The organism is Modestobacter italicus, from assembly GCF_019799965.1.
GTDB classification, from domain to species: domain Bacteria; phylum Actinomycetota; class Actinomycetes; order Mycobacteriales; family Geodermatophilaceae; genus Modestobacter; species Modestobacter italicus_A.
On sequence record NZ_JABGCJ010000001.1, the window covers coordinates 46,356 to 71,336 of the forward strand.

Consider the following 24,981-nt stretch of genomic DNA (forward strand, 5'->3'; position numbering starts at 1 on the left):
CGTGCCTTACATGAGCTGAGTCACGGCGGGTTCACCTGGGTGTCATGTGTGAAGAGGCATACCGTGACCCCGTGGCGACAGTGACGACGCAACCGGGCCAGCGCAGGGCCCCCAAGACCGGGCGGTTCAACAACTCGGTCGTCAAGAAGACGGTGATGGCGGTCAGCGGGATCATCATGATCCTCTACTTGATCGCCCACATGATCGGGAACCTGAAGGCGTTCCAGGGGCCGGAGAAGTTCAACTCCTACTCCGGCTGGATCCGCACCATCGGCGAACCGGCGCTCCCGGCCCAGACGACGCTCTGGATCATCCGGCTGGTGCTGCTGGCCGCGGTGGTGTTGCACTTCTGGGCGGCCATCTCGCTGTGGCGTCAGGCCCGGCGCGCCCGGCCGGTGCCCTACGCGACCAAGAAGCGCGTGCAGCAGAGCTTCGCCTCGCGCACGGTCCGCTGGGGCGGGCTGATCCTCGCCCTGTTCATCATCTGGCACATCCTCGACCTCACCCTCGGCGCGGTGAACCCGGAGGGCCACGACAGCACGCCGTACGAGCGGCTGGTCGCGAGCTTCTCGAACATCCCCGTCACGGCGTTCTACGTGGTCTCGATGCTGCTGCTCGGCCTGCACCTGCGGCACGGCATCTTCGCCGCCACCCAGACCCTCGGGCAGACCAACAAGAAGCGCGAGCGCGCGGTCAACGGCCTGGCGTACGTCATCGCCACCGTGCTGACCGTGGGCTTCCTGCTCGTGCCGCTGTCCGTCGCCTTCGGCTTGATCGACTGAGAGAGAAGGACACCACCATGCCTCTCGAGCTCTTCACCGTCGGCGAGCCGATCGCCGACACCAAGGCGCCCCGCGACGTCCCGATCAAGGACCGCTGGAACGAGCGCCGGTTCCGTGCCCGGCTGGTCAACCCGGCGAACCGCCGCCGGCTGTCGGTCATCGTCGTCGGCACCGGCCTGGCCGGTGGCTCGGCCGCGGCGACCTTGGCCGAGATGGGCTACCGGGTCAAGAACTTCTGGTTCCAGGACAGCCCCCGCCGCGCCCACTCGGTCGCCGCGCAGGGCGGGATCAACGCCGCGAAGAACTACCGCAACGACGGCGACAGCGTGCACCGGCTGTTCTACGACACGGTCAAGGGCGGTGACTTCCGCTCCCGCGAGGACAACGTGCACCGCCTCGCCGAGGTGAGCACCGCGATCATCGACCAGTGCGTGGCCCAGGGCGTGCCCTTCGCCCGCGAGTACGGCGGCCTGCTGGACAACCGTTCCTTCGGTGGCGCCCAGGTGTCGCGCACCTTCTACGCCCGCGGCCAGACCGGCCAGCAGCTGCTCTACGGCGCCTACCAGGCCCTCGAGCGGCAGATCGGGCTGGGCAACGTCGAGCAGCACCCGCGCACCGAGATGCTCGACCTGATCGTCGTCGACGGGCGGGCCCGCGGCATCGTCGTCCGGCACCTGATCACCGGTGAGATCACCTCGCACATGGCCGACGTCGTGGTGCTCGCCTCCGGCGGGTACAGCAACGTCTTCTACCTCTCCACGAACGCCAAGGGCTCCAACGTCACGGCGGCCTGGCGGGCGCACAAGCGGGGCGCGCTGTTCGCCAACCCCTGCTACACCCAGATCCACCCGACCTGCATCCCGGTGAGCGGCGACTACCAGTCGAAGCTCACGCTGATGAGCGAGTCGCTGCGCAACGACGGGCGCGTGTGGGTGCCCAAGGAGCGCGGCGACACCCGCGACCCGCGGGAGATCCCCGAGGACGAGCGCGACTACTACCTCGAGCGCATCTACCCGGCGTTCGGCAACCTGGTGCCCCGCGACATCGCCTCGCGCCAGGCGAAGAACGTCTGCGACGAGGGCCGCGGCGTGGGCCCGAACGGGCTGGGCGTGTACCTCGACTTCTCCGACGCGATCCAGCGGCTGGGCAAGAAGGCGATCGAGGCCAAGTACGGCAACCTCTTCGACATGTACAACCGGATCACCGGGGAAGACGCGTACGAGACCGGCATGCGGATCTACCCGGCGGTCCACTACACGATGGGCGGGCTGTGGGTCGACTACGACCTGCAGTCGACCATCCCGGGCCTCTTCGTGATCGGTGAGGCCAACTTCTCCGACCACGGCGCGAACCGCCTGGGCGCCAGCGCGCTGATGCAGGGCCTGGCCGACGGCTACTTCGTGCTGCCGAACACGATCAACGACTACCTGGCCGACGGCCCGTTCCCGAAGGTCGACGCCACCCACCCGGCGGTCGTCGAGGCGGAGCAGGGCGTGCGGGCTCAGACCGAGAAGCTGCTGTCGATCAACGGCACCCGCACGGTGGCCTCCTTCCACCGCGAGCTCGGCAAGCTCATGTGGGACCTGTGCGGCATGGAGCGCTCGGAGGAGAGCCTGCGCAAGGCGCTGGACCGGATCCCGGAGATCCGCCAGGAGTTCTGGACCAACGTCAAGGTCTCCGGCGAGCAGGGCATCTTCAACCAGAACCTCGAGCACGCCGGCCGGGTCGCCGACTTCATCGAGCTCGCCGAGCTGATGTGCGTCGACGCGCTGCACCGCAACGAGAGCTGTGGCGGGCACTTCCGGGCCGAGAGCCAGACGCCTGAGGGTGAGGCGCTGCGCGACGACGAGAACTTCGCCTACGTCGCCGCGTGGGAGTACACCCCGGAGGGCGTGCCGCCGGTGCTGCACCGCGAGGCCCTCGAGTACGAGTACGTCCACCTCGCACAGCGGAGCTACAAGTGACCAGCACGGAGACACGGATGATGAGCCTGACGCTGCGCATCTGGCGTCAGCGCGACCGGACGCAGAAGGGCAAGATGGTGACCTACCACGTCACCGACGTCTCGCCCGACATGTCCTTCCTCGAGATGCTCGACGTCCTCAACGAGAAGCTGATCCTCGACGGCGACGACCCGGTGGCCTTCGACCACGACTGCCGCGAGGGCATCTGCGGCTCGTGCGGTCTGATGATCAACGGCATCGCGCACGGCCCGGAGCAGGCGACGGTGTGCCAGCTGCACATGCGGTCCTTCAAGGACGGCGACGTGCTGGACATCGAGCCGTGGCGCTCGGGTGGCTTCCCGGTGGTCAAGGACCTCGCGGTCGACCGCTCGGCCTTCGACCGGATCATCTCCGCCGGTGGGTTCATCAGCGTCCCGACCGGCACCGCCCCGGACGCGCACGCCGTCCCGGTGCCGAAGAAGGACGCCGACGCCGCCTTCGACGCCGCGACCTGCATCGGCTGCGGCGCCTGCGTCGCGGCCTGCCCTAACGGCTCGGCGATGCTGTTCACCGCCGCCAAGGTGGCCCACCTGGGGCTGCTGCCGCAGGGCCAGCCCGAGCGCGACGCCCGGGTGCTGAAGATGGTCGGGCAGCAGGACGCCGAGGACTTCGGCGGCTGCAGCAACATCGGCGAGTGCTCCGCGGTGTGCCCGAAGGGCATCTCGATGGAGACCATCTCCCGGCTCAACCACGACCTGCTCGGCGCCCTGCGCGCCGGCGCGGTGCCGACGAGCTGACAGCGGGACCTCCGCTGACGAACGGGCCGGCACCCCTCGGGGGGTGCCGGCCCGTTCGTCGTCCGGGGCTCAGTCGGCGCTGACGCCCAGGCGGTCGACCAGGAACAGGAACGCGGCGGCGAAGTCGTTGCCGTCGACCTCCTTGCGCAGCCGCTCCCACTCCAGCTGCTCCCGGACCGCGCGCACCTGCGGGAGCAGCGCGCCGAAGTCGCAGTAGTGCTCGGTCATCGCCCGGAGCTTGCTGCTGAGCAGGTCGGTGGCCGGCAGCACCGGCATCCGCACGCCGAGCAGGTCCATCTCCGCCGACCGGTCCAGCAGCTCGGCGTCGACCGGCTCGCCGACCACCCGGTGCAGCACGTCGACGACCACGCCGTCGGTGCACGCCTTGAACAGCCAGTCCTCCGGCGGCCGGACGATCTCGAAGCCGGCCGCCTCCAGCACGTTGGCGGCCCGCTCGGTGTCCCCCTCGGCGACGACGAAGTCGACGTCGTTCTCCGACTCCGGGGCGCCGTGGGCCCACAACGCGTAGCCGCCGGCCAGCGCGAACGGGACGCCGTCGTGCTTGAGCGCCGACGCGGTGCGCTTCAGGGCGGTCCGCAGGGCGTCGCGGTCGGCGGTCACAGAACTCCTCGGGTCCATCGGCCAGATCGGGTGTGCGTCTACCCGAACGGGTAGGCGCACACGCGTGCGACTCGCGACCTTCAACATCCTGCACGGACGTTCCCCGGCAGACGACCGGGTGGACGTCGACCGCTTCGCCGCCGCCGTCCGGGAGCTGGACGCCGACGTGCTCGCCCTGCAGGAGGTGGACCGGGAGCAGCCCCGGTCGCACCACGCCGACCTGACCGCGGTCGCCGCCGAGGCGATGGGCGCGGTGGCCCACCGGTTCGTGGCGGCGATCGCCGGCACCCCGGGCGCCACGTGGATGGCGGCCACCGGCCGGGAGCAGCCCGGGACGGCGGAGTACGGGATCGCGCTGCTGTCGCGGTACCCGGTGCGGTCGTGGCAGGTGGTCCGGCTGCCGGCGATCCCGTTCACCTTCCCGATGTGGCTGCCCGGGCCGCGCAAGGTGATCAAGGTGCACGAGGAGCCACGGGCCGCGGTCGTGGCCGTGGTGGAGACCCCGCACGGCGAGCTGACCGTGGTGAACACCCACCTGTCGTTCGTGCCCGGCTGGAACCGGCTGCAGCTGCGCCGGCTCCGCCGGGACCTCAGCGCGTTCCCCGGCCCGCTGGTGCTGATGGGCGACCTGAACATGACCCCACCGACGCCGGCCGCGGTGACCGGCTGGGCACCGCTGGCCACCGGCCTGACCTTCCCGCTGGAGGAGCCGGACCGGCAGCTGGACCACGTGCTGCTGCGCGGGTCGCTGGGCCGGGTGACCGCGACGTCCGCGCCGCTCCTGCCGCTGTCGGACCACCGGGCGCTCACCGTGGACATCGGCTGAGCGATCCGAGGACCATGGCCCGGATGACTCCCCCGACGCTGCTCTTCGACGGCGACTGCGCGTTCTGCACCCGGTCGGCCGAGGTCGCGCGGCGGGTGCTGCCGGCCGGCTGCGCGGTGGTGGCGTGGCAGTTCGCCGACCTGGCGGCGCTCGGGGTGACCGCCGAGCGGGCGCAGGCCGAGGTGCTGTGGGTCGACGACGACGGCGCGGTGTCCGGTGGGGCCGACGCGGTGGCCCGGGCACTGCGGGCCGCCGGGTCGCCGTGGGCCCTCCTCGGAGTGCTGCTCTCCCTGCCGCCGGTCAGCTGGGTCGCCCCGTTCGTCTACCGGCTGGTGGCGGCCAACCGCTACCGGCTCCCCGGCGGCACCGCAGCCTGCCGGGTGCCGCCGCGGGACCCGGGCTGAGTCAGGCGGCGTCCTGCGCGCGCCGGCCGGCGAGCTCGATCAGCCACGGGGCGAGCGCCTCGGCCACCAGCGCGTAGCCGGCCGAGGACGGGTGGAAGCGGTCGGCGGAGAACAGCGACGGGTCGGCGGAGAACCGGCGGGACAGTTCCGGGGCCACCGGCGCCACGACCGCGCCGGCCGACTCGGCGGCGAGGGTCTGCCGGGCCCGCAGCTGGTCGCAGATGCCGGCGACGACCGCGCGGAAGGCCGGCGGCACCCAGGCCACCGACGACAGGTCCGGCGTGGGGACGACGAGCACCGTGGCGCCCCGCTCCCCCAGCTCACCCACCGCGTGCCCGAGCGCGGCCGCCGCCTGCGCGGGCGGCACCTGCCGGGTGAGGTCGTTGGCCCCGACCACCAGCAGCGCGAGGTCGACGGGCCCGGTCACCCGGCGGACCTGGGCGGCGAGGTCGAGGGAGGTGGCGCCGGGGACGGCGAGCACCTGCAGCTCGACGTCGTGGCCGGCCTGCCGCAGCGCGCGGGTCAGCCGGGCGCCCAGAGTGTCCTGCGGGCTCGCGGCACCGGTGCCGAAGGCCAGGGAGTCACCGAGGACGAGGAAGCGCACACCCACCCCAACGCCCACTCCCCCGCCATCCATCCCGGCCTCGAGCGTGCGAGGGGTGAGGAGGACGGGGTCCTCCCACGTCAGCCGCCCTGGGCGAAGAGGGCGGCTGCCTGGGCGTCGTCCACGAACGGGTACTTGACCTTGAACTGGGCGAGCGCATCGGGCACCGACAGCACGTGCGTCTCCCGCCGTCCTGCGGCGTCGATGGTCTGCACGGTCACCATGTCGCCGTTGATCGGGACCCAGTGCGTCTCGGCGTAGTCGGTGAAGACGTTCATGCGGCCCATCGTCGTCCGTGGGCCGGGGCGGTGCGGCGACCGCCTCCCACCGACCGTGTTGCTTTCGCCAACTCAACTCAGAGAAGTCGCTCAAGCACCCTCCGCAACGAGCCGACCACTTGATCAGGTCACCCGGACGGGCGACACCCGACAGAGTGGAGAGGCGAGACGATGCGCACCAGGACGACGACCGAGCGAGCGACCGGCAACCGTCCGGCGCGTCGCGTGGCGGGGGTCCTCGTCGCAGCGGCCCTGTGCCTGGTGGCCGCCCCGAGCGTCGCCTCCGCCACCCCCACCAACCCCTCCGACGCCCAGCTCGGCGCCGCCCAGCAGCAGAAGGACGCCGCCGCCCAGCAGGTCGGCGCCCTCTCCGCCCAGCTGGCCACCGCCCAGGCCGAGGTCGACGCCGCCCGAGCCCGGTCGGCGATCGCGCTGGACACCTTCCAGGGGAAGCAGGCCGAGCAGGAGGCGGCCCAGGTCGCCGCCGACGCCGCGACCGCCGCCGCCCGCCGGGCCGAGGCCGAGCTGACCACCGCCCGGGCCAACGTCGCCGACTTCGCCCGGCAGAGCTACGTGCAGGGCAGCACCAACCCCACGCTCGAGGCGCTGACCACCGCCGACGGGCCCGCGCAGATGCTCGAGCGGGCGGCGCTGCTGGAGGCCGCCAGCGCCCACCAGGGCGACGTGGTCGTGCAGGTCACCGCCGCCGAGCAGCAGGCCCGCGCGGCCGACGCCGCCGCGCAGACCGCGCTGGCCGAGGCCGCGACCCTGGCACAGGAGGCCGCCGACGCGCTCGCGGTCGCCGAGCAGCTCGAGGCGAGCGCCCGGGCGCAGGCCGGTGCGCTGGCCAGCCAGCAGGCCGCCGTGCAGGCGCAGCTGCAGCAGGCGCAGGAGACGCTGCTCGGTCTGCAGGGCGCCCGCACCGCCGCCGAGCAGTACGCCGCGCAACAGGCCGCCGCCGCGCGGGCAGCGGCCACCCGGGCCACCGCGCCCACCAGCAGCACCTCGGCCGGCACGCACCAGCTGGTCTCGAACGCCGGCGCCGGCGACTCCTCGGCCGTGGAGACGGCCATCTCCGCGGCACGTCGCCACCTGGGCACCATCTACTCGTGGGGCGGCGGCTCGCTCAGCGGCCCCAGCATGGGCTGGGGCGTGGACGCCGGCATCGTCGGCTTCGACTGCTCGGGCCTGACCCGCTACGCCTACGCCCAGGCCGGGGTCTCCATCCCGCGCAACAGCAGCGCCCAGTACAAGGCGCTGCCCAAGGTGAGCCGGTCGGACCTGCAGCGCGGCGACCTGGTCTTCTGGGCCACGAACACCAGCAACCCCTCGACCATCCACCACGTGGCGATCTACCTGGGCGACGGCCAGATCCTCGAGGCTCCGCAGAGCGGGTCGGTCATCCGGGTCACCTCGATGCGGTGGAGCGGCTTCATCGGCGGCGCCCGCCCGACGGCCTGAGCACCGCACCCTCGAACGCCGGCGGCCCAGGACTCCCCGAGTCCTCGGCCGCCGGCGTCCTGCCTCAGGCGCTGACGCCCTCCAGGGCCTCCGCGGTGAGGGTGACCGAGCGCAGCCGGCCCTCGGTGGTGGGCGACTGGTGGGCGACGATCAGCTCGTCGGCGTCGGACTGCTTGAGGAACCCCTCGAGGTAGTCACCGATCTCGCGCGGCGTACCGATCGCGGCGTAGGTGAACATCGAGCTGACGTGCTGGCCGGCGCCCTGCTCGAGCAGCAGGTCGGCCTCCTCGTCGGTGAACGTCCGGCCGCGGCCGAACAGCCCGACGGCCATGTTCCGGCGCACCGCCTGCAGGTCCTCCTGCGCCTGCGCCATCGTGTCGGCGGCGATGACGTTGACCCCGGCGATCACGTACGGCTCGGCGAGCTGCTCGGAGGGCTTGAACTCCGAGCGGTAGGTGGCGACGGCGGCCTCCAGGGCCTGCGGCGCGAAGTGGCTGGCGAAGGCGTACGGCAGGCCCAGGGCAGCGGCCAGGTGGGCGCCGAACAGGGAGGAGCCGAGCACGTACAGCGGCACGTTCGTGCCCTTGCCGGGGATCGCGTCGACGCCGGGCACCCGGGTCGCGCCGGCCAGGTAGGCCTGCAGCTCCAGCACGTCCTGCGGGAAGTTGTCGGCCGAGTTCGGGTCGCGACGCAGCGCGTACATGGTGTTCTGGTCCGACCCCGGGGCGCGGCCGAGGCCCAGGTCGATCCGGCCCGGGTACATGGCCTCGAGCGTGCCGAACTGCTCGGCGATGGTCAGCGGCGAGTGGTTGGGCAGCATGACCCCGCCGGCACCGAGCCGGATGGTGCTGGTCTGCGCGCCGACGTGGGAGATGAGCACGCTGGTCGCCGACGAGGCGATGGTCGGCATGTTGTGGTGCTCGGCGTACCAGACCCGCTGGTAGCCGTGCTCCTCGGCGCGCTGGGCGAGGGCGACGCTGGCCGCGATGCTGCTGCTGACGCTCTCCCCCCGGGCGATCGGGGCGAGGTCGAGGACGGACAGCGGGATGCGCATGACGAAGGGCCTTCCAGTCGGTTGTCCAGGGCAACGCGCGACACCCGGCACCACTTCCCGTGCAGGTCGCTGCGGAGTTGTGACAGGTGGGACAGCACCACGCGCGCCTGCCGCTGCGTGATCGACCGCGCACTTACAGTCCCGCCCGTGCCGGAGATGACGACGTTCGCGGGCGAGCCCCTGGCCGTTGAGTTCGACCTCAACGGGAGCTGGTGCCCCGCCGTCCTGCTCGGCTGGCGGCACGAGCCCGACGGCACGGCCCGGGTGCGCATCCAGTTCGTCATCGGCGGACTGCGCCGGGCCAGCTGGCTGCCCCTGACCGACGTCCGCCTGCCGCAGCCGGCGCCGGCCTGGACGCCGCCCGCCCCACGCACCGAGCCGGACATGCTGCTCCCCACCCCGGAACAGGTGCGGCGGACCCCGACGCCACTCCCCCCGCTGCCGCCGCTGCGCAGCGTGCAGCCGGTGCACAGCCGGTCCTGACGCCCGATCCGGTTCCGTACGGCCGCTCGGGCTGTCACGCTGGACGCACCCCTGGGACGCAGCGTCGCGATCCACCGAGGAGCAGCCGTGTTGTGTCAGAGCACCTACGCACTGGACCACATCGACGGACGACGTGCCGCGGTCGACGAGCGGGTCGCCGCCTGGCACGCACTGGCCGCCGCCACCGAGCCGACCGCGCTGTACCGCTTCGAACCGGTCTTCTTCAACGACCTGGTCATCGTCCTGGCGGACTGGTTCGGCCACCACGGCACGGCCGGGCTGGACAACGACGTGCCCGACCACGAGGTGGCCGTCAAGGAGGTGCGGCTGCTGGCCGGGTCGCTGGCGCACGGCAGCACGATGATCGCCGACCGGCGGATCCGACTCGACCCCGGCCGCAGTGTGCTGGGCCACCGGGTGGGCGACGAGATCGCCGTCCGGGAGGCCGGCTTCCGCGCCCTGGCCGGCGCCTTCTTCGCCGAACTGGAGGCCCGCTGCCTCTAGCGCCCCACCCGGGCCCCCGCGTGCGGGGCCCGGCCGGCAGTCAGCGGCTCTGCAGCGCGTCCAGGGCGACGGCCATCGAGGCGGCGACCCGGAAGTCCAGCCGGGGGTCGGGCACCGTCACCGTGTAGCGATCGCGGATCGACCGCTTCCGTTCGCTGGTGAGCACCGGCGCTCCGGTCGTGGTGTCGACGAAGTCGAAGTGGAAGACGAAGGGCACCGGGACGTCGCCGACGACCGGCAGCGCCGTCCACACCCGGCGCACCACCGCGAGCACCGGACGGCGCTCCTGGCCGCGGGCGGTCAGCCCCGGCACCTCGAGGTCCCAGGTGGAGCGGAGCAGGCTGGCACCGAAGGCCTTGCTGAACACGCCCAGCGGCTGCCCCTGCTCGTCGAACACGTCGTGCTGGGCACCGACGTCGAGCCGCTGCCGCGCCTTGAAGGAGAACACCCGCCGGCTCTTGGACTCGTCGGCGTAGAAGACGACCTCCTCCTTGAGCTTCATCCGCTTCTGCTCGGCCAGCGCCAGCAGCTGCCCCTCGGAGCCGTCGGGGTTGGCGGCGATGACCTCGTAGCGGTTCACCATCATCGTGACCCGCTGCGTGACGAAGAACGCCGGAACGGTCATCGGGGGCTGGTGCGGGACGGACACGGGCGGGCTCCTGGGCTCGGGCAGTGCTGCGGAGCGCCCATCCTGTCGCACTCGAGGGCCTCGTCGTCCAGCTCTTCACCTCGCGTCGCCGCACCCCTACGGTGGGCCGGGTGCGCGGCGGGGAGGCCAGGACGATCGGCAGCAGCCGGTCACCCCGGGGCAACCCCGGGGCATCGTGAACAGGTCAGGCACTCCCGTCATGAGCCGGGCGGCGCGCTCCGCGCACCCAGCGGCACATCCCTCAGGGGACGGCTGGCCACCCCGCCGCGCACCCCGTCCGGGCCGCCGGTGACGACGCCGCGGCAGGAGGCGGCGCTGGCGGCCGGGATCAGCACCGCGCTGCTCGCCGGGCCGTGGCGGCGGCCGGAGATGGTCCGCCGGGTGGCCGTCACGCTCGGGCAGGCGCGCGCCGCGACGTGGGTCGGCACCCTGGTGGGCGAGGTGCAGACCGCATACGCCAGGCCACCCGTCGACCGGCCGCGCGAGCTGGCCGCCTTCGTCCGGACGACGCGGGGCTTCCAGCGCAGGCAGAGCGCGGCAACGCCCCCGCGGGTGGTGCAGTGGACACCCCGGCCGACCGGACTCGCCTGGCAGCGCTGGCCGGTGGCCGACCTCCACGACCAGGCGGCGGTCGCCCGGCTGCTGGACGTCGACGCCGGTGAGCTCGCCTGGTTCGCCGACGTCCGCAGGCTGGAGCGCACCTCCGGCGAGGCGCTGCGGCACTACCGCTGGCGGGTGGTGCCCCGCCCGTCCGGCGTGCGGCTGCTGGCCGCGCCCAAGCCCCGGCTCAAGGAGGGGCAGCGACGGCTGCTGCGGCACGTGCTCGCCCCCATCCCGCTGCACGACGCCGCGCACGGCGGCGTCCCCGGCCGGTCGGTGCGGACGGCGGTGGCCCCGCACGCCGGCCGCGCCGTGGTGCTGCGGATGGACCTGACCGCGTTCTTCGCGAGCATCCCGGCCGGGCGGGTGCACGGGCTGCTGCTCGGGGTCGCCGGCCTGCCGGAGCCGGTGGCGCACGTGCTCACCGGGCTGGTCACGACCGTGCTACCGACCGAGGTGTGGCGCGGGGTGCCGGTGCCGGCCGACGCCGCGGCCCGCGACCGGCACCACCTGCTCGGCCGGCTGCTGGCCGTGCCGCACCTACCGCAGGGCGCCCCGACGTCCACGGCGCTGGCCAACCTCGCCTGCGCCCGGCTGGACGGCCGGCTGACCGGGCTGGCCACCGCGTTCGGCGCCCGCTACACCCGCTACGTCGACGACCTGACGTTCAGCGGAGACCCGGGGCTCGGCCGCGGCCGGTTCGCCGAGCTGGTGACCGAGATCGTGGCCGACGAGGGCTTCCGGGTGAACCCGGCGAAGACGTCGGTGACCAGCGACGCGCGCCGGCAGTCCGTGCTCGGCGCGGTGGTCAACACCCGGCCGGCGCTCCCCCGTGCCGAGCGGGACGCGCTGCGGGCGCTGCTGCACAACTGCGCGACCCGCGGCTGGACGACCCAGCTGCGCGGCCGCGACCCGGCCACGTTCCGCGACCACGTGCTGGGCCGGGTGGCCTGGGCGACGTCGCTGGACCCGGTGACCGGTGCCCGGCTGCGGGCGCTGGCCGACCGGATCGACTGGTCGGCCAGCACGGGCCCCCGCTGATCGACTGGCCGACCGCGCCGTCCGACGTACCGTCGGGGGCATGAGCATCGCCCTGCCAGAGACCGTCACCCTCGGGCACCGGTTCGCCGGCGAGCTGCCGGAGATGGCCGTGCCGTGGCTGGCCGAGGAGGCACCCGACCCGCAGCTGCTGGTGCTCAACGAGCCGCTGGCCACCGAGCTGGGCCTCGACCCGGCGACCCTGCGCGGCGCGGCGGGGATCGGCCTGCTGGTCGGGGCCGACGTCCCCGAGGGCGCGACCCCGGTGGCCCAGGCCTACGCCGGGCACCAGTTCGGCGGGTTCAACCCACGGCTGGGCGACGGGCGCGCGCTGCTGCTCGGTGAGCTCACCGACCCCGCCGGCCGGCTGCGCGACCTGCACCTGAAGGGCTCCGGGCGCACGCCGTTCGCGCGCGGCGGCGACGGCCTGGCCGCGGTCGGGCCGATGCTCCGCGAGTACGTCATCAGTGAGGCGATGCACGCCCTCGGCATCCCGACGACCCGCGCGCTCGCCGTGGTGGCGACCGGGCGGCCGGTGCGCCGGGAGACGCTGCTGCCCGGCGCCGTCCTGGCCCGGGTGGCGAGCAGCCACCTGCGGGTGGGCAGCTTCCAGTACGCGGCGGCGACCGGTGACCTCGACCTGCTGCGCCGGCTCGCCGACCACGCCATCGCCCGGCACCATCCCGACGCGGCCGCCGCCGAGCGCCCGGCGCTGGCGCTGTTCGAGTCGGTGGTCGCCGCCCAGGCGTCGCTGGTGGCGCAGTGGATGCTCGTCGGGTTCGTGCACGGGGTGATGAACACCGACAACGTGACGATCTCCGGCGAGACGATCGACTACGGGCCGTGCGCCTTCCTGGACGCCTTCGACCCGGCCACGGTCTACAGCTCGATCGACACCGGCGGGCGGTACGCCTACGGGAACCAGCCCGTGGTGGCCGAGTGGGACATGGCCCGGCTGGCCGAGGCGCTGCTGCCGCTCATCGACGACGACCAGGAGCGCGCCATCGCGCTCGCCGTCGACGCCCTCGGCGGCTTCCGCCCGCACTACAACGCGGCCTGGACGGCGGGCATGCGGGCCAAGCTGGGCCTGCCCGAGGGCCTGGACGACGCCGTCGTCGGCGCGCTGGCCGACGATCTGCTGCCCCTGCTGCAGCGCGACCACGTCGACCACACGTCGTTCTACCGCCGGCTCGCCGCGGCGGCCCGGGGCGAGGTCGAACCGGCCCGCAACCTGTTCCTGGACCTCGCCGGCTTCGACGCCTGGGCGGAGCGCTGGCGCGCCACCGGCCCGGACGCCGACGCGATGGACCGGGTCAACCCGGTGTACATCCCGCGCAACCACCTGGTCGAGGAGGCGCTGACCGATGCGACCGCCGGTGACCTCACCCCGCTGCACCAGCTGCTGGACGCGGTGACCCGCCCGTTCGAGGAACGCCCCGGACTGGCCCGGTACGCCGAGCCCGCCCCGGTCGACTTCGGCGCCTACCGGACGTTCTGCGGCACCTGAGCCGCCGCGTGCACCCGGCGGCTGGGCGGCTGTTCACCGAGCACCCGGAAGGTGAGCTGGACGACCGGCCCGGTGCCCAGCGCCAGCAGCACGGTGCCGAGCCCGAGGGCCCCGCCGAGCAGCCAGCCCACCAGCGCCACTGTCACCTCGATGCCGACCCGCGAGGCGCCGATCGGCCAGCCGTGGTGGTGGCAGGCGACCATCAGGCTGTCCCGCGGGCCGGCCCCGAACGCGGCGCCGATGTAGAGCGCGGCGCCGACGCCGAGCAGCACGACGGAGGCGACCAGGGCCGGCACCCGCAGCCACACCTCGGCGTCCGCGAGGCCGTCCAGCCACGAGGTGGCCAGCAGCCGATCGATCACCCACCCGACGCCCAGCACGTTGACCAACGTGCCGATGCCGGGACGCTCACCGAGCGCCGCGGAGAGCACGAGGACGGCGAGCCCGACCAGGATCACGACCAGGCCGAACGACAGGCCGAGGCGCTCGCTCAGACCGGCGTGCAGCATGTCCCAGGGCGCGAGCCCCAGCTGGACCTGCAGGGACAGCCAGACGGCCAGCGCGCACAGGACGAGCCCGCCGAGGAAGCGGAGGGTCCGTCCCGGCGGTGGCGTCCAGCGGCTGACACGGGCACGGACGGCGGTGCTGCGGGACGACACGGGGCTCCTCTGCGCGGACGACCCGCCCAGCATCCCCTGCCCGCGGCGTCCGGCATCTCGATCACCGGGGAGCCGCGGTGATCGCGGCTACCGCTGCTGTCGTCTGGCGACGATGACGAGGATGGCCAGCACCACCGCGATGGGCGCCCAGGAGGGCAGGCCGAACGGCCCGATGACCAGGGCGACGAGGAAGAGCAGTACCTGGAAGGCGAGCCAGAAGCCCACCAGCAGGACGACCCAGAAGAGCACGGGACGTTCCATCCGCAGGCGGTTCAGGTAGTCCACGTCATCTCCTCGGTCGTGCCGTTCCACTGGTCGTCCCCGACTACCGGGTCCTCGGGCACATCGGCAGCCGCAGCCCCCTGCTGAAGGCCAACGCCCACCCGAGGGCAGGCATGCCGGGCGGCGGGCTCAGACGTTGAAGCGGAACTCCACGACGTCGCCGTCGGCCATGACGTAGTCCTTGCCCTCCATGCGCACCCAGCCCTTCGACTTGGCCTCGGCCATCGAGCCGGCCTCCATCAGCTGGTCGAAGCCGACGATCTCGGCCTTGATGAAGCCGCGCTGGAAGTCGGTGTGGATGACGCCGGCCGCCTCGGGCGCCGTGGCGCCGACCGGGATGGTCCAGGCCCGCGACTCCTTGGGCCCGGCGGTCAGGTAGGTCTGCAGGCCCAGGGTGCGGAAGCCGACCCGGGCCAGCTGGTCCAGGCCCGGCTCGTCCTGCCCGATCGAGGCGAGCAGCTCGGCGGCCTCGTCGGCGGGCAGCTCGATCAGCTCGGACTCGGTCTGCGCGTCCAGGAAGATCGCCTCGGCCGGGGCGACCAGCGCCCGCAGCTCGTCCAGCTGGGCGGTGTTGGCCAGCTCGTCGGCGTCGACGTTGAAGACGTACAGGAACGGCTTCGTGGTGAGCAGCGTCAGCTCGCGCAGCGGCTCGGGGTCGACGCCGGCGGCGAACAGCGTCTTGCCGGTGTTGAGCACCTCCTGCGCGGCGACGGACGCGTCGTGCAGCGCCTTGCGCTCCCTGTCCTTGCGCGACTCCTTCTCCAGCCGCGGGATCGCCTTCTCCAGGGTCTGCATGTCGGCGAGGACGAGCTCGGTGTTGATCGTCTCGATGTCGTCGGCCGGGTCGACCTTGCCCTCGACGTGCACGACGTCGGGGTCGGTGAACACCCGGATCACCTGGCAGATCGCGTCGCTCTCGCGGATGTTGGCCAGGAACTTGTTGCCCAGCCCCTGCCCCTCGCTGGCGCCGCGGACGATGCCGGCGATGTCCACGAACGACACCGTCGCCGGGATGATCTTCTGCGAGCCGAACACCTCGGCGAGCTTCTCCAGCCGCGGGTCGGGCACGCCCACCACGCCGACGTTCGGCTCGATCGTCGCGAACGGGTAGTTCGCGGCGAGCACGTCGTTCTTGGTCAGGGCGTTGAAGAGGGTCGACTTGCCGACGTTGGGCAGGCCGACGATCCCGATGGTGAGACTCACGGGAGACCAGCTTACGGACGTCGCCCGGGCGAGTGCTGCGATCTCGTGGCCCCGGCGGCCCGCAGCGCCACGAGATCGCAGCACTCGCCGGCCGCAGCCGGCTCAGCCGGCCGAACCCGGGCCGGGGAGCAGGCCGCGCTCGACGGCGACCAGCACCGCCCGGGTGCGGTCGTCGACGCCGAGCTTGGTGAAGACCCGGAGCAGGTGGGTCTTCACCGTCGCCTCGCCGATGAACAGCTCCCGGCCGATCTCGGCGTTGGTCAGCCCGCGCGCCACCCCGCCCAGCACCTGCAGCTCGCGGGCCGTCGGCGCCTCGACCGCCGGCGCCCGCATCCGGGAGACCAGCTTGGCCGCGACCGGCGGGGCCAGCACCGTCTCCCCGCGGGCCGCCGCGCGCACCGCGTCGGCCAGCTGCGGCAGTGGCGTGTCCTTGAGCAGGTAGCCGGTGGCGCCGGCCTCCACCGCCCGCACGATGTCGGCGTCGGTGTCGTAGGTGGTGAGCACCAGCACCCGCACCCCCGGGTGCGCGGCGAGGATGCGGCCGGTCGCCGTCACGCCGTCCATCCGGGGCATCCGCAGGTCCATCAGGACGACGTCCGGCGCGTGCTCGGCCACCGCGGCCAGTGCCGCCAGCCCGTCGCCGGCCTCCCCGACGACCTCGACGTCCGGCTGGGCGGCGAGCCAGCCGACCACGCCGCCGCGCACCACCGGGTGGTCGTCGACCACCAGCACCCGCACGGTCACGGCGCCGGCACCCGGACCGTCACGCGGGTGCCCTCCCCCGGCGCCGAGACGACGTCCACCGCGCCGCCCACCTCCGCGGCCCGGTCGCGCAGCCCGGCGAGGCCCACCCCGGGCGACGTCCCCGGGTCGAAACCCACCCCGTCGTCCGCGACGTGCACCGACACCTGCGTCGACTCCCCCGCCTCCACCCGGCTGACCTGCAGCACCACCGAGCTCGCCGCCGCGTGCCGGCGCACGTTGGCCAGCGCCTCCTGCGCGCCGCGCAGCAGCACGATCTCCTCGGCGCGGGTCAGGCCGCGGGCCTCGTCGAGGGCCGAGAGGTCGACCCGGGTGACGATCCCGGTCTCCCGGCCGAACCGCTCGGCCAGCCGCTGCAGCGCCTCCACCAGGGTGGCGCTGTCCAGCCCGGCCGGTGCGAACGCCGCGACCATCGCCCGCGCCTCGGCGAGGTTGTCCCGGGCCACCTCCTCGATCAGCGCCAGACGTTCGGCGGCGGCGTCCGGGTCGGTGGGCAGCTGGGCGGCCGCGGTCTGGGCCAGCACCACGATGCTCGTGTAGCCCTGGGCCAGGGTGTCGTGCACCTCCCGGGCCCACCGTTCGCGTTCCGCGGCGATGCCCTGCTGGTGGTGGGCGTCGGCGAGCTCCCCGCGGGTGGCCTCCAGCTCGGCGATCAGCCGCGCCCGCTCCCGGCTCTGCTGCAGGACGCGGCTCACCCACACCCCGAGCGCCAGGCTGAACAGCAGGCCGATCCCGGAGTCGAGCACCTCCGACAGCGGTTCGGCGCCGCGCGTCCAGGCCGTCGCGGGGCCCACCGCGCTGGCCAGCGCGAGCAGCACGGTCCACACCGTGCCCGGGCGGGGCGACTCGACCAGGAACCAGATCTGCGGATAGGCCAGGAAGAGCAGGAACAGCAGCTGGGGGGCCTGCCAGCCCAGCACGCCGAAGACGGCGACGAGCACGGTCAGGTAGGCGACCGCGCGGGCCGGGCGCTCGTCGGCGAGGGCCGGCGCACCCAGGAACAGGTAGGCCACCGCCAGGACCGCGAGCGCCGTCAGGGCCCACCGCGGCGAGCCCTCGACCCGGCCGACCTGCGTGGCCAGCACGGCGAGGGCCAGCAGCGCCACGAACGCCACGTGGAAGCCGACGACGGTGGCCCGCCAGCCACGCCCGGACAGCGGCGAACCGCTGTCCTCACCCCGGGCGGGGAGGACAGCGGCGCGCAGCCGGGAACCGACGCTCAACGGTCGGCCCTGCTCATCGATCGGCCTGGCGCCAGCGGAACGTCCGGGTGCACACCACGACGCCGATGATCACCCATGCGACCAGCACGAGGGCAGTCCTGCCGTGCTCCCATCCCCCGGCCACCTCGAAGGCCGCCGCCTGGTCGGGCAGGAACGCCGACCGCATGCCCTGGGTCAGCCACTTCAGCGGGAACACCGCGGCCACCTGCTGCATCCAGCCGGGCAGCTCGGGGAAGGCGAAGAACACCCCGCTGAAGAACTGCAGGACCACGGCGAACGCCGTCACCCCGGTGGTCAGCGACTGGGCGCTGCCCGGCAGCCCGGCGACGGCGATGCCGAGCACCGTGCCGGCCAGCGACCCGAGGACGGCGACCCAGCCGAACGTCGCCCAGTCCGCGACGTCCGCCGGCAACGGGACGTCGTAGCCCCAGTGCGCCACCGGCAGCAGCAGGGCCAGCTGCACCGCCGCTGTCACCAGCACCAGCCCGGCCTTGCCGGCGAAGTAGGCCACCGGCGGGGTGCCGAGCACCTGCAGCCGCTCCAGCTGACCGGCCTCCCGCTCTCCGGCGATCGAGGTGGCGATCGACTGGAAGCTGGTCAGCATGATGCCGGTGGCGGCGATGCCGGCCAGGAAGTACTGCGGGAACGGGACGCCGCCGGGCAGCACGTCGCCGCCGAGCACGGAGCCGAACACGACCATCATCACGATCGGGTAGGCGAAGGAGAACACCACCTGCTGGCGCTCCCGGGCGAACAGCCGCAGCTCCAGGCGCGTGCGGGCCAGGGCGATCCGCGCCGCCGAGGGCGGGGCCGGGCGGGCGGGGGCGTCGAGGGTGGTGATCACCGATCTCCTCCGGGGGTGTCGACGAGCTGCAGGTAGACGTCCTCCAGGCCGGGCCGGGTGACGGTGAGGCCGGGCACCTCGTGCGGGGTGGTGGCCAGCAGGTCGCGCAGCACCGCAGCCGGCGCCTCGGTGCGCACCGAGCGGCGGGCTCCGCCGTCGAGCCAGGAGACGGTGGCGACCCGGCGCAGCTCCGCGCCGAGCTCGGCCGGCGGCGCGACCTCGACCAGCCGGCCGCCGGCGATGACGCCGACCCGGTCGGCGAGCTCGGCGGCCTCGTCCAGGTAGTGGGTGGTCAGCAGCACCGTCGTCCCCTCGGCGCGCAGGCCGCGGACCAGCTCCCAGAACTGCCGCCGCGCCACCGGGTCCATCCCGGTGGTCGGCTCGTCCAGGAACACCAGCTCCGGCCGGCCCTGCACGCCCAGCGCCACCGCCAGCCGGCGGCGCTGGCCACCGGAGAGCCGCCCCACCCGGGTGCCCGCCTTCTCCTCCAGCCCCACCGCGGCCAGCAGCTCAGCCGTCGCGCGCGGGCGGGAGTGGTAGGCGGCGAAGTGGTCCAGCGCCTCGCGCACGGTCAGCGCCTGGGCGGCGCCCTCCCCCTGGCTGACCACGCCGATCCGCGCCCGCCAGGCGCGGCCGGCCGTCGCCGGGTCGGCGCCGAGCACCTGCACCTCCCCGGCGTCGCGGGACCGCACGCCCTCGAGCACCTCGATGGTGGTGGTCTTGCCCGCGCCGTTGGGCCCGAGCAGGGCGAAGCACTCCCCGCGGACCACCTCCAGGTCGAGGCCGTCGAGGACGGCCTTCCCCCCGTAGCTCTTCCCCAGCCCCCGCACGACCACGGCGGCGGCGTCCGCGGTGGTCGGGGCGGGTGGCGCCCACTCGGTCGTCGTCATGCCCTGAGCCTGTCCACGCAGGGACGCCGCCGGGACCACCGGAGCGTGGGCCGGACGTCCACCGACCGGTGGACGGCGGGCCGCTCACCGTCCCGTCCGAAACCCGCCAGTCAGCCGCCGCGTGCGGTGCCATGCTCGTGCCATGACGACGACGCTGGTGCGCGGGCAGCTCGACCCGGCCCACTGCTACCGCGCCGTCTCCAGCCGCGACCCGCGCTTCGACGGCTGGTTCGTGACCGCCGTGCACACCACCGGCATCTACTGCCGCCCGTCCTGCCCGGCGCGCACGCCGCTGGAGCGCAACGTCTCCTTCCACACCACCGCGGCCTCGGCCCAGGCGGCCGGCTTCCGCGCCTGCCGGCGCTGCCGGCCCGACGCCGTCCCCGGGTCACCGGAGTGGGACGCCCGCGCCGACGTCGTGGCCCGGGCGATGCGGCTGATCGCCGACGGCGAGGTGGAGCGCGGCGGCGTCGGCGGGCTCGCCGCCCGGCTGGGCTACTCCGAGCGCCAGCTGCACCGGCTGCTCACCGGCGAGCTCGGCGTCGGCCCGCTGGCGCTGGCCCGGGCCCAGCGGGCGCAGACCGCCCGGCTGCTGATCGAGACCACCCGGCTGCCGATGGCCGACGTCGCGTTCGCCGCCGGCTTCGCCAGCATCCGGCAGTTCAACGACACGGTGCGCTCGGTGTTCGGGACGACGCCGTCGGCCCTGCGCCCGGCCACCCCACGCAGCGACGGCGGCCCGCCCGGCTGGCTGACCCTGCGGCTGGCCGCCCGGGCGCCGTTCGCCGCCGACGAGGTGCTGCTGTTCCTCGGCGCGCACGCCACCCCGGGCCTGGAGGAGTGGGACGGGACGACGTTCTCCCGGGTGCTCGACCTGCCGCACGGGCCGGCCGTCGTCCGGCTCTCCCCCGCACCCGACGGCGGGCCGGCGGTGCTCGCCCGGCTGAGGCTGACCGAGCTGCGCGACCTGGGGGTCGCCGTCGCCCGCTGCCGGCGGCTGCTGGACCTGGACGCCGACCCGGCCGCCGTCGACGCGGTGCTGGGCGCCGACCCGGCGCTCGCCCCGCTGGTCGCCGGCGCCCCCGGTCGCCGCGTGCCGGCCGCGCCGGACGCCGACGAGCTCGCGGTGCGAGCCGTGCTCGGCCAGCAGGTGTCGGTGGCCGGCGCCCGCACGCTGACCGCGCGGGTGGTGGCCGCCGCCGGCCGACCGCTCGCCGAACCGGTGGGCACGCTCACCCACGCGTTCCCCCGCCCGGCCGACCTGGCCGACGCCGACCTCTCCGCCGTCGGCCTGACCGGTGCGCGCCGCCGCACCGTGCACACGCTGGCCACCGCACTCGCCGAGGGCACCGTGGCGCTGGACCCCGGCGCGGACCGCGAGGCGGCCTCCCGCCAGCTGCTCGCCCTGCCCGGCATCGGCCCGTGGACGGCGGCGCTGGTCGGGCTCCGAGGGCTCGCCGACCCCGACGTCTGGCTGCCCGGCGACCTGGCGCTGCGCCGCAGCCTGGCCGCGCTGGGCAGCTCCGACGCCGACGCGGCCACCCGCTGGCGGCCGTGGCGCTCCTACGCCGTGATGCACCTCTGGGCACTCGCCGTGCCCGACCTGTTCACCCGCGGCACCTCTCCCGAACGGAGCCCGTCATGACCATCGCCCCTGCCCGGTACGCCACCGTCGACACCCCGCCCGGCCCGTTCACCGTGCTCGTCACCGCCGGACCCGACGGCAGCGACGTCGTGCTGGCCAGCGGCTGGACCGACGACGTCACCGAGCTGCTGCCCGTCGTCCACCGGTCGCTGCGGCCGACCTGGGTGGAGCGGGCCGACGACGACCTGCCGGTGCTCGCCGCCGTGGCGGCCTTCTGCGACGGCGACGTCACCGCGATCGACGGGGTCCCGGTGCGGCAGCGGTCGGGGCCGTTCCTCACCGACGCCTGGGACGTGCTGCGCACCGTGCCGGCCGGCGCACCGGACACCTACGCCTCCTTCGCCGAGCGGTGCGGCCGGCCGACCGCGGTGCGCGCCGCGGCGGGTGCGTGCGCGAAGAACGCCGCCGCGCTGTTCGTGCCCTGCCACCGGGTGCTGTCCACCGGCGGCGGCCTGGGTGGGTTCCGCTGGGGCACCCCGGTCAAGCGCTGGCTGCTCGACCACGAGGCCGCGCACGCGCCCGTACCGGCCTGAGGCCTGGCGGCTGGGGCCTGCTCCGCCCCGCCTGACCGGTTCTGTCGGACCCCTCCGGCAGCCTGTCGGGCATGGACGCCGCCTCCCTGCTGCTCGGGCTCCTGCTCGGTGCCCTGCTCGCCACCGCGATCACGCTGGGTGTGGTGGCGCTGCGCGACCGGTCCACCGCCGCCCCCGACGCGCTGGAGCCGGTGCACGAGTCGCTGGACCACCTGCACCGCCTGCTGGCCGGCATCGAGCGCGACCGGGCGACCGCGCACGGCGAGCTGCGCGAGCAGGTGGGCACCATCGGCCAGACCTCCACGCTGCTCCGCCAGGAGACCGCCGCCCTGGTCACCGCGCTGCGCACGCCGCACGTCCGCGGCCGCTGGGGTGAGCTCCAGCTGCGCCGGGTGGTCGAGGTGGCCGGGCTGCTGGAGCACTGCGACTTCGTCGAGCAGCCCTCCGGCACCACCGACGACGGCGCCCGGGTCCGGCCCGACCTGGTGGTCACCCTGGCCGACGGTCGGCAGGTGATCGTCGACGCGAAGGTGCCGTTCACCGGCTACATCGAGGCGGTGCAGGCCACCGACCAGGCGGTCCGGTCCCAGCGGGTGGCCGACCACGCCCGGCAGCTGAGGGTGCACGTCGACGCCCTGGCCGCCCGCCACTACCCCACCGCCTTCGGTCAGGCCGCGCCGTTCACCGTGCTGTTCGTGCCCTCCGACGGCTTCCTCACCACCGCCCTGGAGGCCGAGCCCGACCTGCTGGAGCACGGCTTCGCCCGTGACGTCATCGTGGCCACCCCGAGCACCCTGCTGGCCCTGCTGCGCACCGTCGCCTACTCCTGGCGGCAGGAGCGGCTGGCGCAGGACGCCGCCGCCGTGCTCGAGGTCGGCCGCACGGTGCACGCCCGGCTGAGCACCCTCTCCGGTCACCTGACCCGGCTGGGGTCGGCGCTGGGCTCGGCGCTGACCCGGTACAACGAGACCGTCGGCTCCTACGAGCGGTCGGTGCTGGTGGCCACCCGCCGCTTCGACGACCTCGGCGTGGCGGCTGCCCCGGTCCCGACGCCCGCGCCGGTCGAGGGCACCGTCCGGGTGCTCCGTTCCGTGCCCGACGACGACGCCGAGTCGTCCGCCGGCGAGCTCACGCTGCCGGAGCTGCACTCCCCCGTCCGGCCGCCGGCCGACCTCGCCCCGCCCGCCCGGCCGGACACCGCGCGGCACACCGAGCTGGACGGCGGGCGGCACACCGCCGACCGGGACGGCACGCACGGCTGACCCGGCCCGCCACCGGCCGCCGGGCGGTGACGCCCCTGACGGCGGGGGCCCCGGGGGGTGGTGGGGCTGCTGGGGCGGCGTTCCGCACATGTCGCCAGGTGGGCAGCCGGACACCGGCGAGTTCTGACCCGCCGCATCGGTCGACGTCCAGCGTCTACTCAGGGAGGGCCGTTACCGTGGCCCGGTCGGTGCGGGTCCAGGCCCGCACCGCGAACGAGGAGGTGCAAGATCGCTCCGGTGACTGTCGATGCCAGGCGGGAGGCTGCTGTGCGCGCAGAACCCAGCGACGCCGGCCGAGCCCCAGGGCGGGCCTACCCGTCGCCGCGTGCGGCGAGCAGCCCGTCCCGCAGCCGCGCGGACCGTGACCGCCTGCTGCAGGACCGCGACCGCCGCACGCCCGACCGCCGGTCACCCGCGCCGCGGGAGTCCGCCCGCGTCGGCCGCCACTCCGGCGAGTTCCGTCGTCCCGTCCCGCCGCCGGCTCGTGAGGCCCGGGCCGACCGGCACACCGGCTCCTCGGCTGCCCGCAGCATCCCGGCGGCCGGGCCGCGCGTGCCGGGCGTCATCGCCGTCCTGGGGGTCTTCCTGATCACCCTGGTCGCCGCGGCCGCCGACTCCTACGTCGGGATCGGGCTGGGGATCATCACCCTGGTGGCGCTCACCGGCTCCACCGTCCTCGCCGCCGTGGTCACCCGGCGCCGCGACCTGCTGACCGTCGTGGTCGCCCCGCCGCTGGTCTTCTGCGCCGTCGCGCTGGCCAACATCGGCCTGGCTCCGTCGGCCACCATGAACCTCCCCAGCCTGGTCACCCTGCTGGTCCGCGGCTTCCCGGCAATGGCGATCGCCACCGGCGCCGCGCTGGTCCTCACCCTCATCCGGCTCGCCGCTCGGCGCTGAGCCACCCGCACGCAGAACGGCCCGGCACCCCTCTGGGGCGCCGGGCCGTTCTGCGTCGTACGGACCGGTCTGGACCGGGCCCCGTTTTCAGCTCGCGCCGAGGGGCCGGTCTCAGTCGGTCTCGACCGCCAGTGCCTCGCGGCGGGGCTTCAGCTCGTGCGGCAGCGCGAAGACCAGTCGCTCCTCGGCGGCCTTCACCGTCTCGACGTCGGCGTAGCCGCGGGCGGCCAGCCAGTCGAGCACCTCGCTGACCAGGATCTCCGGCACCGAGGCGCCACTGGTCACGCCCACGGTCCCGACGCCGGCGAGCCACGCCTCGTCGATCTCGGAGGCGAAGTCGACCAGGTGCGAGTCGCGGGCACCGGCCTCCAGCGCCACCTCCACCAGCCGCACCGAGTTCGACGAGTTCGTCGACCCGACCACCAGCACCAGGTCGCACTCGGCGGCCATCTGCTTGACGGCCTGCTGCCGGTTCTGCGTGGCGTAGCAGATGTCGTCGCTGGGCGGGCTCTGCAGGCCGGGGAAGCGGTTCTTCAGCGAGTCCACCGTCGCCAGCGTCTCGTCGACCGACAGCGTCGTCTGGGAGAGCCAGACCACCTTCTCCGGGTCGCGCACCTGCACGTTGGCGATGTCCTCGGCACCATCGACGAGCTGGGTGTTGGCCGGGGCCTCACCCATCGTGCCCTCGACCTCCTCGTGCCCGCGGTGGCCGATCAGCAGGATGTCGTAGTCGTCCTTGGCGAACCGCTTGGCCTCCATGTGCACCTTGCTCACCAGCGGGCAGGTCGCGTCGATCGTCCGCAGCGAGCGGGCCTGCGCCTCGGCCTTCACCGCCGGCGAGACCCCGTGCGCGCTGAACACCACGACGGCGCCCTCGGGCACCTCGTCGGTCTCCTCCACGAACACCGCACCGCGGCGCTCCAGCGTCGCGACGACGTGCTTGTTGTGGACGATCTGCTTGCGCACGTACACCGGGGCGCCGTGGATCTCCAGTGCCCGCTCGACCGCGACCACCGCCCGGTCCACGCCGGCGCAGTAGCCCCGGGGATCGGCCAGCAGGACGCGTCCGCGCGGTTCAGCCATGACCCCATGGTAGGTGCGTCACGCACGACGGACCGGCCCCGGCGCAAGCGGGTGGGTGGCGCTGCACACGCCGCGACCGCCCGGCGGCCGCCCCACGGGGCCTCGCGGCCACCGGATGGGGTGGTCGTGCACCCGGTCGGGCTGCCG

Annotated in this window: 27 protein-coding genes; 14 read left to right on the forward strand and 13 right to left on the reverse strand. The window is 74.3% G+C overall.

Annotated features, from left to right (window positions below; all coding sequences use genetic code 11):
- The first annotated feature begins 71 nt into the window (after positions 1-71).
- The 3 genes from HLA93_RS00255 to HLA93_RS00265 are packed head-to-tail and all read left to right on the forward strand — an operon-like array spanning position 72 to position 3,522.
- Positions 72-782 (forward strand): succinate dehydrogenase cytochrome b subunit, encoded by a 711-nt coding sequence (locus HLA93_RS00255; protein ID WP_308127857.1) that lies wholly within the window; start codon positions 72-74, stop codon positions 780-782.
- Positions 783-799: 17 nt separating this feature from the next.
- Positions 800-2,746, forward strand: a complete 1,947-nt coding sequence (locus HLA93_RS00260; RefSeq protein WP_222192231.1) for a fumarate reductase/succinate dehydrogenase flavoprotein subunit — start codon at positions 800-802, stop codon at positions 2,744-2,746.
- A complete protein-coding gene (locus HLA93_RS00265; protein ID WP_308127858.1) occupies positions 2,743-3,522 on the forward strand; it encodes a succinate dehydrogenase/fumarate reductase iron-sulfur subunit in 780 nt (259 codons plus the stop codon). Before HLA93_RS00260 ends, HLA93_RS00265 begins: the two co-directional genes overlap by 4 nt.
- Before the next feature lie 69 nt (positions 3,523-3,591).
- Here HLA93_RS00265 and HLA93_RS00270 read toward each other — a convergent pair whose 3' ends face one another.
- Positions 3,592-4,143, reverse strand: coding sequence for a nucleotidyltransferase (locus HLA93_RS00270; RefSeq protein WP_308127859.1), 552 nt, complete (start codon positions 4,141-4,143; stop codon positions 3,592-3,594).
- Between the two features lie 64 nt (positions 4,144-4,207).
- Between HLA93_RS00270 and HLA93_RS00275 the strand changes: the two genes are divergently transcribed.
- Positions 4,208-4,969, forward strand: coding sequence for an endonuclease/exonuclease/phosphatase family protein (locus tag HLA93_RS00275; protein WP_222192233.1), 762 nt, complete (start codon positions 4,208-4,210; stop codon positions 4,967-4,969).
- A 23-nt stretch (positions 4,970-4,992) separates the two neighbouring features.
- Positions 4,993-5,373, forward strand: coding sequence for a thiol-disulfide oxidoreductase DCC family protein (locus tag HLA93_RS00280; protein WP_222192234.1), 381 nt, complete (start codon positions 4,993-4,995; stop codon positions 5,371-5,373).
- 1 nt (position 5,374) lies between these two features.
- Here the strand turns inward: HLA93_RS00280 and HLA93_RS00285 are convergent, their stop codons facing one another.
- On the reverse strand, positions 5,375-5,983 hold the full coding sequence (locus HLA93_RS00285) for an SGNH/GDSL hydrolase family protein (protein ID WP_308127860.1): 609 nt from the start codon (positions 5,981-5,983) through the stop codon (positions 5,375-5,377).
- 74 nt (positions 5,984-6,057) lie between these two features.
- A complete protein-coding gene (locus HLA93_RS00290; protein WP_110554023.1) occupies positions 6,058-6,255 on the reverse strand; it encodes a hypothetical protein in 198 nt (65 codons plus the stop codon).
- Between the two features lie 171 nt (positions 6,256-6,426).
- On the opposite strand from HLA93_RS00290, the gene HLA93_RS00295 reads away from it, so the two are divergent.
- The gene (locus HLA93_RS00295) at positions 6,427-7,716 is read left to right on the forward strand and encodes a C40 family peptidase (protein ID WP_222192235.1); all 1,290 of its coding nucleotides are present in this window, start codon (positions 6,427-6,429) and stop codon (positions 7,714-7,716) included.
- Between the two features lie 64 nt (positions 7,717-7,780).
- On the opposite strand, the gene HLA93_RS00300 is transcribed toward HLA93_RS00295, so the two are convergent.
- The gene (locus HLA93_RS00300; RefSeq protein ID WP_222192236.1) at positions 7,781-8,770 is read right to left on the reverse strand and encodes an LLM class flavin-dependent oxidoreductase; all 990 of its coding nucleotides are present in this window, start codon (positions 8,768-8,770) and stop codon (positions 7,781-7,783) included.
- 147 nt (positions 8,771-8,917) lie between these two features.
- Between HLA93_RS00300 and HLA93_RS00305 the strand changes: the two genes are divergently transcribed.
- Entirely contained in the window at positions 8,918-9,253 is a 336-nt protein-coding gene (locus HLA93_RS00305; RefSeq protein ID WP_222192237.1) for a hypothetical protein, read from the forward strand.
- Between the two features lie 87 nt (positions 9,254-9,340).
- Positions 9,341-9,757 carry a hypothetical protein gene (locus HLA93_RS00310; RefSeq protein WP_222192238.1) on the forward strand — a complete coding sequence of 139 codons (417 nt, stop codon included), beginning with the start codon at positions 9,341-9,343 and terminating at the stop codon, positions 9,755-9,757.
- A 40-nt stretch (positions 9,758-9,797) separates the two neighbouring features.
- Here HLA93_RS00310 and HLA93_RS00315 read toward each other — a convergent pair whose 3' ends face one another.
- Positions 9,798-10,406 carry a hypothetical protein gene (locus HLA93_RS00315; RefSeq protein ID WP_308127861.1) on the reverse strand — a complete coding sequence of 203 codons (609 nt, stop codon included), beginning with the start codon at positions 10,404-10,406 and terminating at the stop codon, positions 9,798-9,800.
- 288 nt (positions 10,407-10,694) lie between these two features.
- Here HLA93_RS00315 and HLA93_RS21885 point away from each other — a divergent pair, with 288 nt between their 5' ends.
- Both HLA93_RS21885 and HLA93_RS00325 read left to right on the forward strand, forming a co-directional pair.
- On the forward strand, positions 10,695-12,047 hold the full coding sequence (locus HLA93_RS21885) for a reverse transcriptase family protein (RefSeq protein WP_222192239.1): 1,353 nt from the start codon (positions 10,695-10,697) through the stop codon (positions 12,045-12,047).
- Positions 12,048-12,087: 40 nt separating this feature from the next.
- A complete protein-coding gene (locus tag HLA93_RS00325; protein ID WP_222192240.1) occupies positions 12,088-13,551 on the forward strand; it encodes a protein adenylyltransferase SelO in 1,464 nt (487 codons plus the stop codon).
- Here the strand turns inward: HLA93_RS00325 and HLA93_RS00330 are convergent.
- The 7 genes from HLA93_RS00330 to HLA93_RS00360 form a co-directional block, all read right to left on the reverse strand.
- Positions 13,527-14,210, reverse strand: coding sequence for a YczE/YyaS/YitT family protein (locus tag HLA93_RS00330; RefSeq protein WP_222192241.1), 684 nt, complete (start codon positions 14,208-14,210; stop codon positions 13,527-13,529). The two genes, HLA93_RS00325 and HLA93_RS00330, sit on opposite strands and share 25 nt — an antisense overlap.
- A gap of 87 nt (positions 14,211-14,297) precedes the next feature.
- On the reverse strand, positions 14,298-14,495 hold the full coding sequence (locus tag HLA93_RS00335; RefSeq protein ID WP_222192242.1) for a hypothetical protein: 198 nt from the start codon (positions 14,493-14,495) through the stop codon (positions 14,298-14,300).
- A 126-nt stretch (positions 14,496-14,621) separates the two neighbouring features.
- Complete coding sequence (gene ychF / locus HLA93_RS00340; RefSeq protein WP_222192243.1) at positions 14,622-15,695, reverse strand: redox-regulated ATPase YchF; 1,074 nt, start codon at positions 15,693-15,695, stop codon at positions 14,622-14,624.
- A 102-nt stretch (positions 15,696-15,797) separates the two neighbouring features.
- Positions 15,798-16,439 carry a response regulator gene (locus HLA93_RS00345; protein ID WP_222192244.1) on the reverse strand — a complete coding sequence of 214 codons (642 nt, stop codon included), beginning with the start codon at positions 16,437-16,439 and terminating at the stop codon, positions 15,798-15,800.
- On the reverse strand, positions 16,436-17,680 hold the full coding sequence (locus HLA93_RS00350) for a sensor histidine kinase (RefSeq protein ID WP_222192245.1): 1,245 nt from the start codon (positions 17,678-17,680) through the stop codon (positions 16,436-16,438). Before HLA93_RS00350 ends, HLA93_RS00345 begins: the two co-directional genes overlap by 4 nt.
- 13 nt (positions 17,681-17,693) lie before the next feature.
- Positions 17,694-18,524: an ABC transporter permease gene (locus HLA93_RS00355; protein ID WP_308127862.1), complete on the reverse strand. Its 831-nt coding sequence runs from the start codon at positions 18,522-18,524 to the stop codon at positions 17,694-17,696.
- Positions 18,521-19,414, reverse strand: coding sequence for an ABC transporter ATP-binding protein (locus tag HLA93_RS00360; protein ID WP_222192246.1), 894 nt, complete (start codon positions 19,412-19,414; stop codon positions 18,521-18,523). Before HLA93_RS00360 ends, HLA93_RS00355 begins: the two co-directional genes overlap by 4 nt.
- Before the next feature lie 142 nt (positions 19,415-19,556).
- On the opposite strand from HLA93_RS00360, the gene HLA93_RS00365 reads away from it, so the two are divergent.
- From HLA93_RS00365 to HLA93_RS00380, 4 genes are all read left to right on the forward strand, one after another.
- Positions 19,557-21,059 carry an AlkA N-terminal domain-containing protein gene (locus HLA93_RS00365; RefSeq protein ID WP_222192247.1) on the forward strand — a complete coding sequence of 501 codons (1,503 nt, stop codon included), beginning with the start codon at positions 19,557-19,559 and terminating at the stop codon, positions 21,057-21,059.
- Complete coding sequence (locus HLA93_RS00370; protein ID WP_222192248.1) at positions 21,056-21,592, forward strand: methylated-DNA--[protein]-cysteine S-methyltransferase; 537 nt, start codon at positions 21,056-21,058, stop codon at positions 21,590-21,592. Before HLA93_RS00365 ends, HLA93_RS00370 begins: the two co-directional genes overlap by 4 nt.
- 71 nt (positions 21,593-21,663) lie before the next feature.
- On the forward strand, positions 21,664-22,854 hold the full coding sequence (locus HLA93_RS00375) for a DNA recombination protein RmuC (RefSeq protein WP_246625469.1): 1,191 nt from the start codon (positions 21,664-21,666) through the stop codon (positions 22,852-22,854).
- Between the two features lie 267 nt (positions 22,855-23,121).
- Positions 23,122-23,751 (forward strand): DUF6542 domain-containing protein, encoded by a 630-nt coding sequence (locus tag HLA93_RS00380; RefSeq protein ID WP_222192249.1) that lies wholly within the window; start codon positions 23,122-23,124, stop codon positions 23,749-23,751.
- A gap of 111 nt (positions 23,752-23,862) precedes the next feature.
- Here the strand turns inward: HLA93_RS00380 and HLA93_RS00385 are convergent, their stop codons facing one another.
- A complete protein-coding gene (locus tag HLA93_RS00385; protein ID WP_222192250.1) occupies positions 23,863-24,834 on the reverse strand; it encodes a 4-hydroxy-3-methylbut-2-enyl diphosphate reductase in 972 nt (323 codons plus the stop codon).
- Positions 24,835-24,981: the final 147 nt, after the last annotated feature.

Bases quoted from the DNA above. Each gene is read 5' to 3' on its own strand.
- HLA93_RS00375 (WP_246625469.1), top strand. From the start codon at position 21,664: ATGGACGCCGCCTCCCTGCTGCTCGGGCTCCTGCTCGGTGCCCTGCTC.
- HLA93_RS00385 (WP_222192250.1), bottom strand. From the start codon at position 24,834: ATGGCTGAACCGCGCGGACGCGTCCTGCTGGCCGATCCCCGGGGCTAC.
- HLA93_RS00360 (WP_222192246.1), bottom strand. From the start codon at position 19,414: ATGACGACGACCGAGTGGGCGCCACCCGCCCCGACCACCGCGGACGCC.
- HLA93_RS00370 (WP_222192248.1), top strand. From the start codon at position 21,056: ATGACCATCGCCCCTGCCCGGTACGCCACCGTCGACACCCCGCCCGGC.
- HLA93_RS00280 (WP_222192234.1), top strand. From the start codon at position 4,993: ATGACTCCCCCGACGCTGCTCTTCGACGGCGACTGCGCGTTCTGCACC.
- HLA93_RS00325 (WP_222192240.1), top strand. From the start codon at position 12,088: ATGAGCATCGCCCTGCCAGAGACCGTCACCCTCGGGCACCGGTTCGCC.
- HLA93_RS00365 (WP_222192247.1), top strand. From the start codon at position 19,557: ATGACGACGACGCTGGTGCGCGGGCAGCTCGACCCGGCCCACTGCTAC.
- HLA93_RS00260 (WP_222192231.1), top strand. From the start codon at position 800: ATGCCTCTCGAGCTCTTCACCGTCGGCGAGCCGATCGCCGACACCAAG.
- HLA93_RS00290 (WP_110554023.1), bottom strand. From the start codon at position 6,255: ATGAACGTCTTCACCGACTACGCCGAGACGCACTGGGTCCCGATCAAC.
- HLA93_RS00300 (WP_222192236.1), bottom strand. From the start codon at position 8,770: ATGCGCATCCCGCTGTCCGTCCTCGACCTCGCCCCGATCGCCCGGGGG.
- HLA93_RS00295 (WP_222192235.1), top strand. From the start codon at position 6,427: ATGCGCACCAGGACGACGACCGAGCGAGCGACCGGCAACCGTCCGGCG.